The organism is Apilactobacillus apinorum (assembly GCF_001281175.1).
Lineage (GTDB): Bacteria > Bacillota > Bacilli > Lactobacillales > Lactobacillaceae > Apilactobacillus > Apilactobacillus apinorum.
Window position 1 is genome coordinate 691592 of the sequence record NZ_KQ440396.1, and the last position, 15830, is coordinate 707421.

14 protein-coding genes are annotated in these 15830 nt (G+C 37.7%); all 14 read right to left on the reverse strand.

The genetic code is table 11. The annotated features are described in order from the left end of the window. Positions 1-23: 23 nt before the first annotated feature. Positions 24-620 (reverse strand): DUF1003 domain-containing protein, encoded by a 597-nt coding sequence (locus RZ74_RS06235; RefSeq protein ID WP_053950541.1) that lies wholly within the window; start codon positions 618-620, stop codon positions 24-26. Between the two features lie 108 nt (positions 621-728). Beyond that, complete coding sequence (purD, locus tag RZ74_RS06240; protein ID WP_053950542.1) at positions 729-1979, reverse strand: phosphoribosylamine--glycine ligase; 1251 nt, start codon at positions 1977-1979, stop codon at positions 729-731. Between the two features lie 16 nt (positions 1980-1995). Further along, complete coding sequence (gene purH / locus RZ74_RS06245) at positions 1996-3528, reverse strand: bifunctional phosphoribosylaminoimidazolecarboxamide formyltransferase/IMP cyclohydrolase (RefSeq protein ID WP_053950543.1); 1533 nt, start codon at positions 3526-3528, stop codon at positions 1996-1998. 1 nt (position 3529) lies between these two features. After that, positions 3530-4120 carry a phosphoribosylglycinamide formyltransferase gene (gene purN, locus RZ74_RS06250; protein ID WP_053950544.1) on the reverse strand — a complete coding sequence of 197 codons (591 nt, stop codon included), beginning with the start codon at positions 4118-4120 and terminating at the stop codon, positions 3530-3532. After that, on the reverse strand, positions 4092-5126 hold the full coding sequence (purM, locus tag RZ74_RS06255; protein WP_053950545.1) for a phosphoribosylformylglycinamidine cyclo-ligase: 1035 nt from the start codon (positions 5124-5126) through the stop codon (positions 4092-4094). The genes purN and purM overlap by 29 nt, the downstream gene beginning before the upstream one ends. Next, entirely contained in the window at positions 5119-6582 is a 1464-nt protein-coding gene (purF, locus tag RZ74_RS06260) for an amidophosphoribosyltransferase (RefSeq protein WP_053950546.1), read from the reverse strand. The genes purM and purF overlap by 8 nt, the downstream gene beginning before the upstream one ends. Further along, positions 6558-8780, reverse strand: a complete 2223-nt coding sequence (gene purL / locus RZ74_RS06265; RefSeq protein ID WP_053950547.1) for a phosphoribosylformylglycinamidine synthase subunit PurL — start codon at positions 8778-8780, stop codon at positions 6558-6560. The genes purF and purL overlap by 25 nt, the downstream gene beginning before the upstream one ends. A gap of 4 nt (positions 8781-8784) precedes the next feature. Further along, entirely contained in the window at positions 8785-9450 is a 666-nt protein-coding gene (gene purQ, locus RZ74_RS06270; protein ID WP_053950548.1) for a phosphoribosylformylglycinamidine synthase subunit PurQ, read from the reverse strand. Then, positions 9447-9701 (reverse strand): phosphoribosylformylglycinamidine synthase subunit PurS, encoded by a 255-nt coding sequence (gene purS, locus RZ74_RS06275; RefSeq protein WP_053950549.1) that lies wholly within the window; start codon positions 9699-9701, stop codon positions 9447-9449. Before purS ends, purQ begins: the two co-directional genes overlap by 4 nt. Before the next feature lie 14 nt (positions 9702-9715). After that, positions 9716-10423, reverse strand: a complete 708-nt coding sequence (purC, locus tag RZ74_RS06280; protein WP_330376144.1) for a phosphoribosylaminoimidazolesuccinocarboxamide synthase — start codon at positions 10421-10423, stop codon at positions 9716-9718. 11 nt (positions 10424-10434) lie between these two features. Beyond that, entirely contained in the window at positions 10435-11556 is a 1122-nt protein-coding gene (gene purK, locus RZ74_RS06285) for a 5-(carboxyamino)imidazole ribonucleotide synthase (protein ID WP_053950551.1), read from the reverse strand. Continuing rightward, entirely contained in the window at positions 11543-12022 is a 480-nt protein-coding gene (gene purE, locus RZ74_RS06290; RefSeq protein WP_053950552.1) for a 5-(carboxyamino)imidazole ribonucleotide mutase, read from the reverse strand. Before purE ends, purK begins: the two co-directional genes overlap by 14 nt. A gap of 166 nt (positions 12023-12188) precedes the next feature. After that, positions 12189-13112 carry a D-alanyl-D-alanine carboxypeptidase family protein gene (locus RZ74_RS06295; RefSeq protein ID WP_053950553.1) on the reverse strand — a complete coding sequence of 308 codons (924 nt, stop codon included), beginning with the start codon at positions 13110-13112 and terminating at the stop codon, positions 12189-12191. 140 nt (positions 13113-13252) lie between these two features. Further along, on the reverse strand, positions 13253-15775 hold the full coding sequence (locus RZ74_RS06300; RefSeq protein ID WP_053950554.1) for a M1 family metallopeptidase: 2523 nt from the start codon (positions 15773-15775) through the stop codon (positions 13253-13255). Positions 15776-15830: the final 55 nt, after the last annotated feature.

Here is a 15830-nt window from a genome sequence, read left to right on the forward strand (position 1 = left end):
ATCCTATTAAATAGCACTCTTTTTTAGTATTCATCATTTTGATCAACATGAATTGATTTTTCGATTTCTTTTTCTCTTTGCGCATTTTCAATGCGGATTAACATTTCCATTTGAAGTTGGTTCAATTGGCTTTGATGTTTGTTATATTTAGTTTGTAAATCAACTTTAGCATGCAACAATTTCAATTCTTCTTCAGAACGAAGGTTAACGTGGTAGTCGTTACGACGGTTTAAATCGTCCTTTTCACCAGCACGGTTTTGACTCATCATGATAATAGGTGCTTGGATTGCAGAGATACATGATAGTGCTAAGTTTAATAAAATAAATGGATATGGATCGAAGTGCCAGCCGAATAATTGCATTACGTTAATGAACATCCAAACGACTAAGAAGACGATAAATGAGATTACAAATCCCCATGAACCACCGACTTTAGCCACTTTATCAGCTAAACGTTTACCAAAAGTATAGTTTTCTTGTAGTGCTTGATCAGTATCAATCACTTTAAAATCTTCATTATTAATTTTTTGAGTTAAGCGACGGTCAATCTTATTAAAAGCAGCTTCATCTTTGCGCATCGCTTTTTTAATATCAGCATATTGTTGGGCGTAATTTTCCATATTGTCACTCCTAAATGTTTATATATCTTGATTTTATACTTATTAGCGACCAGATACAAAAATTATTTGCGATAAATAAAAAGCAGATCATTACGATCTGCTTTTTAACTATTGAAATGCCTTTGAGCCAATATCAGTTCTATATGAATAAAGGTTAGCATCAACTGTATCTTGAATCACTTGGTTAACCCTAGTTTGAGCTTGCTTTAAGTCTTCATCTGATGAAATCACCATCATGATACGACCACCAGAACTAACTAGCTTTTCGTCTTGTTCTTTCACTCCAGCATAATCAACATCAATACCTGATTGAGTGAATTCTGGCAACGTTAATGCATCTAAGTGTTGTTGTGGATATCCCTTCGCTGCTAACACATTTCCTAAATAATAACGGTCAGTACTCCAGTGAACTGTTGGTTGTTGATGATTCATTAATTGCTTAATAACTTCACCAAAATCATCTTGTAATTGAGGAAGGATAACTTGAGTTTCTGGGTCACCCATTCGAACATTAAACTCAATTACTTTGATGCCATCGTCAGTCATAATTAATCCGGCGTATAGAAATCCTTGGAATAAAATGTCACGTTTGTGCATTTCATCTAAGACTGGTCTAATCACCTTCACTAACCCAGCTTCGACAACATCATCACCGAATTGAGGCAATGGACTATAAGCACCCATTCCACCGGTATTCAACCCTTTGTCACCATCATAAATACGCTTGTGATCTTGCGCTAGTGGCATGGTAACAACATCTAAATCATTAACCATTACAATCATCGAAAATTCTTGGCCGACTAAGTAATCTTCCATTAAAATTTCTTGATTAGCTTCGTTTTGATAAACATCATTAACGATTGCTTGAGCGTCAGATTTAGTTTCAGCGATAAAGACTCCCTTACCGGAAGCTAATCCGTTTAACTTAATCACAACTGGAAAACTAGTTGTCTCTAAATATTTCAATGCTTGTCTTTGATTATCAAAGGTAGCATATTGAGCGGTAGCCACTCCAGCAGATGTCATTACATCTTTCGCAAATTCCTTGGAACTTTCTAGTTGGGCTGCAGCTTGTTTGGGACCAAAAATATTTAATCCCGCCGCTTGAAAACGATCAACAACACCTTCACTAAGTGGCTTTTCTGGTCCTACTAATGTCCAATCAATTTGATTTTGTTGTGTAAATTCGATTAGGGCATCAAAATCACACTCATCAATATCTAAAGTTTCAACGTTTTTTAAAATATTCATCATCGGATTTCCAGGTGCGACATACACATGACGATTATCATTCTTTGTTAGCTGCTTTGCCATCGCATATTCGCGACCACCAGATCCAATTAACAACCAATTTTCCATTTATTCCACTCCTATTTTAGTGCTTGAAGTGACGATTGCCACTAAATACCAACGCAATTCCTAATTCATCTGCTTTATCAATTGAATCTTGATCACGAATACTACCACCCGGTTCAACGATTGCTGTAATACCATGTTTAGCAGCATATTCAACACAATCATCCATTGGGAAGTACGCATCTGAACCTAATACTGCGTTTGCATAGTTAGGTTTAACTTCGGCCTTCTTGATTGCAATCTTAGTAGAATCAATACGGTTTGGTTGACCTGAACCAATTCCTAGCGTTTGGTTATCAGTAGTAACAACAATCGCATTACTCTTAACATGCTTAACTGAGTTTTGCGCGAATGCTAATGCCTTCATTTGTTGTTCAGTTGGTTGTTTCTTAGAAACAACTTTGTATTCTGATTCATTTTCATGCATTAAGTCACGTTCTTGAACTAACATCCCGCCTAATACAGAAACCATGTCCGGTTTAGTTTGGTTAATCTTTGCAAAGTCGACTGTCAGTAAACGAATATTTTTCTTCTTAGCTAACACATCGTAAGCTTCATCAGTAAATGATGGTGCAATTACGATTTCCAAGAAGATAGCGTGCATCTTTTCAGCAGTAGCTAAATCAACTTCACGGTTTAATGCGATAATTCCACCGAAGATTGAAGTAGAATCTGATTCGTATGCTAAATTCCAAGCAGTTAATAAATCATCCGCACTTCCAATTCCACATGGATTCATATGCTTCAATGCAACTACTGTTGCTTGATCTGGGAATTCAGCCACAATTCTTAGTGCGGCATCTGCATCACGAACATTGTTGTATGAAAGTTTCTTTCCGTGAAGTTGTTTAGCATTTGCTAATGAGTATGTTTCAGGAATTGGTTCCTTGTAGTAAGCAGCTTGTTGGTGACTGTTTTCACCATAACGCATATCTTCTACTTTTTCATAAGTAACAGTTAACTTATCTGGGAATTCTTCCTTAGTTAAGTAATTTGCAATCAATGCATCATAAGCAGCAGTATGTCTGAATACCTTAGCAGCTAGACAGCTACGGTATGCTAAATCAATGTTGCCTTCATCGTATCTTTTAATGTAGTCAGCGTAGTCATTTACATCAGTAATAACGATGACATCTTGGCTGTTTTTAGCAGCTGCTCTTAGCATTGAAGGACCTCCGATATCAATATTTTCAATTGCATCGGCATATGTAACGTCTGGTTTTTCAATGGTTTCTTTAAATGGATATAAATTGACACAGACTAAGTCAATTAAACCAATCGATTGTTCTTTTAATTGTTCCATGTGTTCTGGATTATCACGACGCGCTAGGATTCCAGCATGGATGCGAGGGTGTAATGTCTTTACACGACCGTCTAACATTTCATTGAAGTTAGTGATTTCTTCAACAGCCGTAGCGGCAACACCATTGTCTAAAAGTGTTTTTAAAGTTCCACCGGTTGAAATAATTTCAAAATCTCGTTCTACCAATTGATTGGCAAATTCTACAATTCCATTTTTATCTGAGACACTTAACAATGCTAACTTTTTCACTTTAAATTTCTCCCTTTTCAATTAAATTCAAAATTGTACGTGGATACAATTGATGTTCTACTGCATGAATCCGACTCTCTAAATCATCTAACGTATCACCTTCTTTACGAGGAACTACTTCTTGGGCAATAATTTGGCCAGAGTCAATTTCTGCATTAATGAAATGAATCGTTACCCCAGTTTCACTAACTCCAGCGTTATAGGCGTCCAAGATACCTTGTTTTCCTGGAAAACTTGGTAGTAATGCTGGATGAATATTCACAATTTTTTGTGGATATTCATTCAGCAAGGTTTCACCGATAATTCGCATATATCCAGCCAGAAAAATCACTTTAACGCCAGCATCATGAAGTGCCTGCAAGATTTTCCCCTCGCGTTGAACACGGTTTTCACCCTTGGTGACCTCGGCAATAAAGACATCAACGTTAAACTTTTTAGCTCTCTCTACCACATATGCATCATGATGATCACAAACCAATAACTTAATATCGATTGGCAAATCGGCTTCAGCAATCGCTTCAAAATTAGTTCCATTCCCCGAAGCAAATATCGCAACTGGAACTTTATTTAAGTTGGACTGCTTGTTTGTCACGTTTTACCACCTCACCAATTTCAAAATATTCTTGTCCGGCCTCGGATAAGTAATCAGTAACTGCTTGTTCGTATTCTTGTGGTACAACTAGAATCATTCCAATCCCTTGGTTAAATACCAAGTCCATATCAGATTGATCTAGATGCCCCCACTCTTGTAGTTTTTTGAAAATAGTTGGTACTTCCCATGTATGTCTGGAAATCATGGCTGTTAAATCATCTGGAATCACTCTAGATAAATTATCAGCAATTCCACCACCGGTAATGTTAGCAATTGCGTGCAATGCACCAGATTCGACAATGCCCTTAATGTAATGGTAGTAAAGATGAGTTGGCGTTAATAGTTCATCAATTAATGGTTGATTGAAACCGTCATATTGTTTGTTTAAGTCTAACTTCGCATCATCAATAATTTTACGAACTAATGAAAAACCATTGGAATGAATTCCAGAAGATTTTAAACCAATTAAGATGTCGCCTTCGCGTACATTTTCAGCTTTTAAAAGGCGTTTCTTATCTGCGATACCAACAGCAAAACCACTTAAATCATAGTCGCCAGTCTTATAGATACCTGGCATTTCCGCCATTTCACCACCAATTAGTGAAAGACCTGCTTGCTTACATCCCATCACAACTCCTGAAACGATTTCTTTAACTTCTTCAGGAAGCAATTTACCGATACCAATGTAATCTAAGAAAAATAATGGCTTCGCACCTTGCGCCAAAATATCATTGGCACACATCGCAACTAAATCGGCCCCGATTGTGTCATGACGATTAACTTGAATTGCTAGCATCAATTTAGTTCCGACACCATCAGTACCAGAAACTAGCACCGGATTATCATACTTGGCAAAGTGAGATTGAAGAGAATACATTGCCCCAAATCCACCAATATCATCGACGACGCTTTGATCATATGTGGATGCGACCATTCCTTTAATCGCAGTTACTGCTTTTTCACCGCTTTCAACGTCGACACCTGCTTGTTTATATTGATCAGTCATTCACTTTTTCCTCCTCATAAAGATGTAATCTCTTTGCTTCTCGGTCATAAGTTTCTTGGTAATCATACAAAGAAGTTGGATATTTACCATCGAAGTACGCTGTACATAGACCGCGGTATTGGTTATCACACTTCAAATCGATGGCTTCAATTAAGCAGTCAACACTTAAGTATTTCAAAGTATCCGCACCAATAATGTCTCTAATTTCATCGACTGAATAATTAGCCCCAATTAATTCACTTGGCTTTTGAATATCAATTCCGTAGAAACAAGGATATTTCAAATCAGGTGAAGCAATTCTGACGTGGACTGATTTGGCACCAGCATCTTTAAGCATTTTAACGATAAACTTGCTGGTAGTTCCACGCACAATTGAATCATCAACTAAGACAACGTCTTTACCAGCGATTACTGATTTAACCACGGAAAGTTTCATTGAAACACCGCGTTCACGACGTTCTTGGGTAGGTTCAATAAATGTTCTCGCTACGTATTGGTTTTTAATCATTCCCATTTCATATGGAATGCCACTTTCAATCGCATAACCCATTGCAGCAGATAGAGAGGAATTAGGAACTCCAATAACAACGTCAGCGTTAACTGGATGTTCTCTAGCAACTAATGCCCCCATTCTCTTGCGAGCTTCATGAACTGATACCCCATGAATGACTGAATCAGGACGGGCGAAGTAAACGTATTCCATTGAGCAAATTGTTAACTCAGTATCTTCAGTGAAGTGATCAATTTTAATTCCGGTATCATCAACAATGACTACTTCACCAGGTTGAACATCTCGAATGTATTTAGCACCAACTTGATCTAGTGCGCAAGTTTCACTACAAATTACTACCGCACCGTCTTCACGTTGACCAACCACTAGTGGTCTCAATCCGTTCGGATCACAGACTGCATACATTGCAGTTGGACTTAACAATACATAAGCGAAACCACCGTGCATTTGGTTAGCAGCCTCTTTAATTCTGTCGACAAAATTTTCTTTATTACTAATTTCAATTAAGTCACCAAAAATTTCACTATCTGAATCTGATTGAAAAATAGTTCCAGTCTTCAATAGCATTTTTCTTAGCGTATCAGCATTAGTTAAGTTTCCATTATGTGATAGCGCAAAGTGAGTTTCAGTGTTTTCAAACATAAACGGTTGTACGTTGTTGATGGTATGACTACCAGCAGTAGCGTATCTGATGTGGCCTAAACCAGCTTTACCATGTAATCTATCAAAAGAATGTGGATCATCAAAAATCGCTCCTAATAGGCCTTGGCCACGGAAACGATTCAAACGTTGATTCGCATCAATCGCTAAAATTCCCGCTCCTTCTTGGCCACGATGTTGTAGTGCATGTAGTCCACTGTAGACTACTTTAGCGGCTGGACCTTGAACGCCCCAAACACCAAAGACACCACATTCATCGTTTAAGCTTTTAACTTCATTTGGCATGATAAACCGTCCTTCCAAATTGATTTCAAAGTGGCTACATCATCAACGTAATTGCCGTCATTTAAGGCTAAATCAATTTGATGACTGTCATTAGTACGACCAATTAAATGGGCTGATTGACCAGCCATTTCTTCAAAGGCATCTTGGTCAGCAGGACTAATTGAAACCACATATCTTGATTGTGTTTCTGAGAATAATTGAGCTGCATCTAAATCCAATTGACCACTTAATCCTAAGTTTTGGTCGAATAGTGATTCTAGTATCGCAGTGATTAATCCACCTTCGCTAACATCATGAACTGATTCAACTAAGTGTGCGTGGATTAGTTTTAAAATTAATTGTTGATTAGCGTATTCAGTTTCTAAATCGAAATGAATTTGGCCATAGATAGTTTCTTCTAGATATTTTTGAATTTCTGAACCAGCGAAATCATTGTTAGTCTCCCCAATGACATAGACCAATTCACCTGATCCTTTGATATCTGACTTGGTAATAAATTGATTGTCTTCAATCAATCCCACCATGCCAATCAAAGGAGTTGGGTAAATTGCTTCGTTGTCTGTTTCATTGTATAAAGAGACGTTTCCTGCGATAACCGGGGTATCAAATTTTTCACAGGCTTTAGAAATTCCTTCAACAGATTGATCCATTTCGTAGTAACTATCTGCATCGTCTGGGTTTCCAAAGTTCAAACAATCGGTAATCCCAATTGGAGTGGCACCACTTGCTACAATGTTTCTAGCTGCTTCAGCAACGGCGATTTGACCACCTAATTTAGGGTCTAGGTAAATATAGCGACCGTTGGCATCTGTTGTCATTGCAAGTGACTTGTTAGTGCCGCGGACACGAATTACTCCTGAATCACTACCGGGTTGGACAACCGTATTTGCTTGTACACGGCAATCGTATTGACGGTAAACTGATTCTTTTGAAGCAATCGTTGGTTTAGCAATGATGGTTTTGACCATGTCATTTAAGTCATCGATTTGAGGAATGTTAGCTTCCGCAACGTTCTTTAGACGTTCTGGTTGAATCACTTCATGAGTGTATTCAGGTACATCGTTTACCAAACTAGAAGTTGGAATATCACAGACAGTTTCGCCATTGTGGAATAAACGGTATTGGTTATCACCATTAACATGACCGATAACGACTGCGTCTAGATGATGTTTTTTAAACACTTCTAAAATTTCTTCTTCGTGACCAGCCTTCACACATAGCAACATTCTTTCTTGTGATTCTGAAAGCATGATTTCGTACGGAGTCATGCCGATTTCCCTTTGTGGAACTAAATCAAGGTTTAAATCAACACCACTGTTGGCCTTATCAGCCATTTCAGCTGATGATGAAACTAATCCAGCAGCACCCATATCTTGGATTCCAACTAACGCATCTTTATGTTGGTGAGTAACTTCTACACATGCATCAACAAGGAGTTTTTCCATGAACGGATCACCAACTTGAACAGCTGAACGGTCTGATTCTTCTTCACTATTAAATTGGCTAGAAGCGAAAGTGGCACCGTTGATACCATCACGACCAGTCTTAGCACCGACATAGATGATTGCATTGCCGACACCAGAGGCACGACCAGCTTCAATATCAGCTTGGTCCATTAGACCCACACACATTACGTTAACTAGTGGATTTCCGTCGTAACAAGGATCAAAACTAATTTCACCACCAACTGTTGGCACCCCGATACAGTTACCGTATCCAGCAATTCCAGCAACGACTTTATCTAATAGAAAAAGGTTCTTAGGGTTAGTTAATTCACCGAATCTAAGACTATCTAGCGAAGCCACTGGTTTGGCACCCATTGAGAAGATGTCTCTGATGATTCCGCCGACACCGGTAGCAGCACCTTCATATGGTTCAACATAACTGGGATGGTTATGACTTTCGGCTTTGAAAACCACCGCTTGACCATCACCAATATCTAAAACTCCGGCACCTTCACCAGGTCCTTGGATAACACGTGATCCATCAGACCAGAATTTACGAAGGACTGGTTTGGAATTTTTGTAAGAACAGTGTTCACTCCACATGCCTGAATACAATCCTGTTTCAGTGTAGTTAGGTAAACGATGTAAAATTCCATTACAAATATATTCGTATTCATCGTCAGTTAATCCCCATTGAGCGTAAATACGTTCTTCTTTAATATCTTCAGGGGTAATTGTCTTTGGCTTTTGCATTGTTTTAACTCCTAACGTGGTTTAATAGTGACTTAAATAGTTTTAATCCGTCAGTACCACCCAGAATACTTTCGACTGCACGTTCTGGATGTGGCATCATCCCTAAAACGTTTCCTTGTTCATTCACAACACCGGCGATGTTGTCGCAACTACCATTAGGGTTATCTTCATAGGTGAATACAATCTGATTGTTGGCTTTTAATTGGGCTAATGTTTCGTCGTCACAGTAGTAGTTACCTTCACCGTGAGCGATTGGAATATCGATGACTTCACCTTCATCGTAGCCATCACTAAACATAGTGTCATTGTTTTGGACTCTCAACTTTGACCAATCAGAGATGAATTCCATACTAGTATTATGTTGAAGTGAACCGGGTAATAGGTTTGCTTCAGTTAAAATTTGAAATCCGTTACAAACACCTAAAACTGGTTTGCCATCTTCAGCCATTTGTTTAACTGATTCCATTACTGGTGCAAAACGAGCTACCGCACCACTTCTTAAGTAGTCGCCGTATGAGAAACCACCGGGAATCATGACACCATCATAACCATCTAAATTAGTGGAGTCTGAAGGTACTAAATCCACATCTTCGCCAAGTGAATCACGAATGGCATAATACATATCCATATCACAGTTAGATCCTGGAAAACTAATTACTGCAAATTTCATTTCGCCACGTCCTTTAATTCGTATTCAAATGCTTCCATGTTGTGGTTAACTAATAAGTCTTTGCAAATTGATTCAACGACTTCTTTAGCTGCTTCTTTAGAGTCGGCTTCAATATTAGCTTCAAAGTATTTACCTTGAGTAATTGATGACACTTGTGAGTAACTTAGGCGGTGAAGTGCGTTTAAGACTGCTTCACCTTGTGGATCTAAAATTGAGGCTTTGTGATGAACATAAATTTTAACTTCAAACATTTTAAATATCCTCCCTAAATGGCCTTTTGAAGACGGTGTAGAATTTCAAGATAACCTGGCATCAAGTCACCAGTTTGTTTTCTAAATACATCTTTATCTAATGATTCGTTAGTGTCTTTATCTAACAGACGGCATGAATCTGGAGAAATTTCATCAGCTAAGATGATTTCACCTTCAGCATTTATACCGAATTCTAGTTTGAAATCGACTAAGGTAACGTTCATCTTGTTAAATAGGTCGGTCAAAACTTGGTTAACTTTTAAACCGGCAGCTTCTAGTTGTTCTAATTTTTCAGCTGATAGTAAATCTAAACCAACTACATCTGATTTAGTAACGATTGGATCATGTAAGTCATTTTCTTTATAAAAAAATTCGACAACTGGTTGTTTCAATGTTTGAAGATAATCAGTGCCGAATCTTTTTTGGAAATGACCAGCAGCAAAGTTTCTTACGACAACTTCTAGCGGAATCATTTCTACTTTTTTATTTAATTGATCTGTTTCACTTACTTGTTCGATAAAGTGCGTAGCAACACCGTTTTGGTTTAGGTAAGCGAAAATCAAACTAGAAATTTGGTTGTTTACTGCACCTTTGTTATCGATTAATTCATTACGCAAACCGTCCCCTGCTGTAGTGTGGTCAGTATAATGTGCACGCAACACCCCATCGTTTTCAGTTGTGTAAAGTTCTTTAGTTTTACCTGATGTAACTAATGTAGTCATCTTAATTCTCCTCATTTAAATAAATTTACTTCGTCTAATAATTGATCTATGTCTGAACCCACGACTGTAATATGGCCCATCTTTCTTTGTGGTTTAATGGCTGCCTTACCATAATCATGGAAATTCCAATTAGGGTGATTGAATAGTTCTTGTCTACCCGTGGTTAAGTCATCCCCCAATAAATTCACCATGACAGCAGAATTAATTAGTGATACTTCTGGTAGCTTTAAATTACAAATACTTAATATGTGTGCTTTAAATTGCGAAATACTGCAGGCCTCAATTGAATAGTGGCCAGAGTTATGTGGTCTTGGTGCTAATTCATTTACTAGTAACTTTCCATCTTCCATTTGGAAAAATTCAATTCCTAAAACGCCCATTAAATCTAATTCTTGTGCAATTTTAGTAGCGATATCTTTCGCATTTGTATGAACAGATTCATCTGTTCTGGCTGGAATAATACTAGTGTGTAAAATATGATCTTTATGGATATTTTCACTTAGTGGAAAAACAGTCACCTTACCAGTGATATCTCGTCCAACCATGATAGAAACTTCTTTTACAAAAGATTGTTTCTTTTCATATATCCATTGAACTGAATTTAACTGGTTAGCAGCCGAATTCATATCAGCTTCGCTATTAATATCAAACTGACCATGGCCATCGTATCCGCCTTCCGCAGTCTTTAAAATCGCTGGAGTCCCGATAGCGCGATAGGCATTCATCAAATCAGATTGACTATTAACTTCGACAAATTCAGTTACTGGTGCACCAATTTTTTTTAAGAAACTTTTTTCTGTAATACGATTACTAGTAATCGTTAATTCGCTTATGGGTTGTGGTATGTAGGTCAGGTCGTTAACTTGCTGCATGGCATCTTGATCAACATTTTCAAACTCGTAAGTTATTACATCGGATTTTTGTGCTAATTCTTTCATTGCATCTAAATCATCATAATCAGCAACAATTTGAAAATCAGCAACTTGAGCAGCGGGTGCATCTTTTGTTGGGTCTAATACGCCAACCTTATACCCCATCTCTTTGGCCACTAATGCCATCATCTGACCTAGTTGGCCTCCACCTAAAATTCCAATGGTCGCTGGGGGTAAAATTGGTTGATTATAATTGCTCATTGCTCTCGATTGCCCCCTTAGTTTGTTTTTCACGGAAATCATCAAGATTGTTCGCAATTTCGTCATCATTCAACGCTAGGATTTGTGCCGCTAATAATGCTGCATTTTTGGCACCGGCATCACCAATTGCGACTGTCGCTACTGGTACTCCAGCAGGCATTTGGACAATTGATAGTAGTGAATCCATTCCATTTAATGTGCTGGTCTTAATTGGGATTCCAATTACCGGTAGTGTCGTATTTGCCGCTAACATACCTGGCAAATGAGCTGCACCACCTGCCGCTGCAATAATCACACGATAATGTTCGTGTTTTGCAGAAAGACCAAATGCTTGTAATTCGCTGGGCATGCGATGAGCTGAGATAACTTGCTTATCATAACTGATATTTAGCTCATCCAAAATATCCAATGTACCCTGTATTTTAGGGTAATCAGAGATAGATCCCATTACAACTGCTACATCCATTTATCTAAACTCCCCTCTTAATCGTTAAATTTATAATAACAACAGATTTTGCTTTCGTCAACACTAAATACGAACAATATTATATTTAAATTACATATAGTTCGTAAAAATAACGATTAGGGTACAAAAAAAGACCAATTTTCTAATGATTGGTCTTTTTTCTTAATTATTTAAATTCAGGGAATGTTTGGTAAATTAATTTGTACATTCTAGATTGATCGTATGCTTCATAGCGATCATTTAAAGTTACGATAATCACACGATTCTTACCAGGAAGTTGACTAGTACTTACTAGACAGTTACCAGCTAATGGTGTGTATCCTGTCTTCAATCCATCGACAAAAATAGAAGGAACGTATCTCAAACCACCTTGTAACAACTCGTTAGTGTTATGCATAGTTTGACCACTTTGGTAGTAACGGTAGTATTTAGCATCGTTCACAATTGCTGGGTATAGTTTTAATAGTTGTGAAGCAATCACTGCTAGTGCTTTAGCAGACACACGGTTGTAATCGTAACGACCACCATAACGAATGTAATATGGATATAAGTCGTAATTTTCCAAACCAGATGCTGATACAAAACGAGATTCAGATCCAATTCCAAATGCTTGTGCTTGTTGGTTCATTAATCGAATAAAGTTATTGTTAGTACCGGCTACCCATTGACCTAGCGCAATCGCCGCACTATTAGAAGAAGCAATTAAGGTTGCTCGATATAAGTTTCTAACTGTATAGCTGTGGTTAGCTTTTAATACGTAACTACCTAATGATTTATTACGACTCATTTTAGCCAAACTCTTTGAGATTTTAACCTTTTGATTCCAACCATTAGTATTTTGCGCTTTTTGCACCGCTAAATATAATGTCATTAACTTCGCAGTGGAAGCAACGGCACGCTTAGTATCGGCGTTTTTTTGATAATAAACTTGGTTAGTATCCATGTTCATAACATAGGTTGCACTACTATGTTTATTATATTTAGCCATTTGACTATTATAATCCGCACTTGCACTAACTGAAGCTACGGATGAACTAAATGTTACTACAGCGATTAATACCATCATCGCATTTCTTACTTGTTTTATCATATTGTCAATTTGCACCCCATTAAAAATCTTAATACATATAATTCTACTATGATTTCAGGGCGTTTAACGTTACAAATTATTACGTTTTTGTTATGGAATGTAAAAAAGACCACCCGAAAATCGGGTGGTCTTCTTTTTAACTATTTAATTGCTGAACGAACAGCATCTTTTTGTGTTTCAACTAATGCAACAGTACTTTCAATTGCGCTAGTATCCATCTTAATTTCTCTAGTTAATCCTGGAGTGTCTAGTTTTGGTTCAAAGAATGCTTTGAATTCATCTAAACGTTCTTGAGTATGGAAAATGTTAGAAATTACAGTAATGAAAGTAGCGAATTCCATGTCACCACCAACAGTATCTTCTAACCATTGCCATTCATCTCTAATCCAGTCCCATGCAAATTGTTGTCCGGCTGGGTTTCTTAATACTCCAGCGAACCATGCACGTAAATCTTGTGGTTTAACTACTGAACTATCTTCAAAGTTAGCAACTAGTTTACCAACTAGCTTAGCGTCCTTAGATGAAGTTACAGCGGCACAAATATCTGATTTAAAACTAGGATCTGTGCTTTGCTTGTATTCTTCGATTAATGCATCAAATGATTCAGCATTAGCATAGTTCTTCATTTCATTAGATAGGATGTAAACACGAGTATCAGCTGGTAGTGAGATTAAGTTGTCTTGGTGATCCAAGTAAATCGCATGAGCTGCTTCTTGGAAGTCTGGGTTATCAGCATATAAAGCTGCCCCTAAGATGTATGGACGACTTAACTTGTCATTGTTGTCTTCACCGTCAACACTAACTAGACCTAAACGATTTAATTGAGCATCACTTAGTTGACGAACAAATTTCTTCAAGTTATCTGAATCTTGACTACCTGGTTCTACGAATTTCTTCAATGCAGCAACGATAGTGTAAACAGCATCGTTAACCACGTTTGATTTACTGTCAGCAAATTGTTTTAAGACTGGCACTACTTCAGCGTAAGAAACTTGCTTAGCTTCTGATAGTAAACGGAAGTCTTGTAGTAATTGCATCTTAGCAGTTGCATCTAATTGATCAACATCAGATAAGATGTCATTTTGTAATGTTTCATCGTATTTAACGATAAAGTGAGAATTGTTACCTACGTTAATTCTGAATGGTTTGCCATTTGAACTACGTAGTTCTTCGTAATCACCTAAATCAATTGATTCTTCACTGAAGATTTCAGGAGCTTGATCGTAGTTAGCGTTTAAAGGAATTTGCCAACGACGTCCTTCATCCTTACCTGCACCCGTAAAGAATTGAGTTTGTGATAGTTTCAAGTGACCATCTTCAACGAAGGCACTTACCACAGGGTAACCTGGTTGTTCTAGCCATGATTCCATAATCTTACCTAAATCAATGTTAGAAGCTTTACCTAAAGCATCCCATAGGTCACTACCCTTAGCATTGTTGTACTTGTGATCTTCGAAGTAGTTCTTTAGACCTTCACGTAATGCATCGTCACCGATTAAGGCACGAACCATTACTAACATTCTGGCACCCTTTGCGTAAACGATGGCACCATCAAATAATGCATCAATTTCGGCTGGATGGTTAACTTGAACGTGAACTGATTGAACACCGTCAACTGCATCACGTTTTAATGCTGCAGGAACATCGGTAGTTTGGAATACTTCCCAAATGTTCCATGAAGGTTCAATTGCGTCGATAGCAACATATTCCATCATGTTGGCAAAACTTTCGTTCAACCATAGGTCATCCCACCATCTCATGGTTACTAAATCACCGAACCATTGGTGAGCTAGTTCGTGAGCAATTACAGTTGCGACTCTTTGTTTAACTTCAAATGAAGTATTGTCAGGGTCAACTAATAGGTATGCTTCACGGTAAGTAACTAGCCCCCAGTTTTCCATCGCACCGGCAGAAAAGTCAGGTAAGGCTAATTGCCATGAATGTGGAAGTGGGTATGGAGTTTGGTAGAAATCTTCAAAGAATTCAATTGAACGTTTAGCAATATCTAAAGCAAAATCTAATTCTTTAGCAGCATGTGCTTTAGTACCGAAGACACCAACTTTTACTCCGCTCTTAGTTTCAGTCATCTTGCTTTGCATATCACCAAAGGCGAAAGCAACTAGGTAAGTTGACATCTTAACAGTTTCATCAAAGTAGTGAACACCATCTTCTACCTTAGTTTCAGGCATGTTAGCAATGGCTGTTTCACCTGGTTGTTCATCAAATTTTAATGCTAAATTGAACTTAGCTTTAGCTTCTGGTTCATCAATACATGGGAAAGCTTGACGTGCAAAGTTAGTTTCAAATTGAGTTCCAACTAATTGTTTTTGTTCACCGTCAACTTGGTAGTATGAAGGGTAAATTCCCATCATAGTATCAGTTAGTTTTGCTGAGTATTCGATTGAAACAGCAACTTCTCCGGTGTGATCTAATTCAACATTGATAACTTCGTTAGCGTTATCTACATCAAATTTAACAGGAGTTCCATCAACTGTTACCGCAGTAACATCAAAGTCTTTTTCATGAATCCCGATTGATTTTTCACTTGCAGTTCCATAAATGGTAGTTTTACCACTAAATTTCTTTTCGCTACGACTAACATCTAAAAAGATATCGTAGTGATCCGGTTGAAAGCGATTGAATAATCTTACTAAATCAGCCATTATAACACTCCTCTTCTTATCATCATTTTCTCATTATTTTTTAATTGTACGCTAT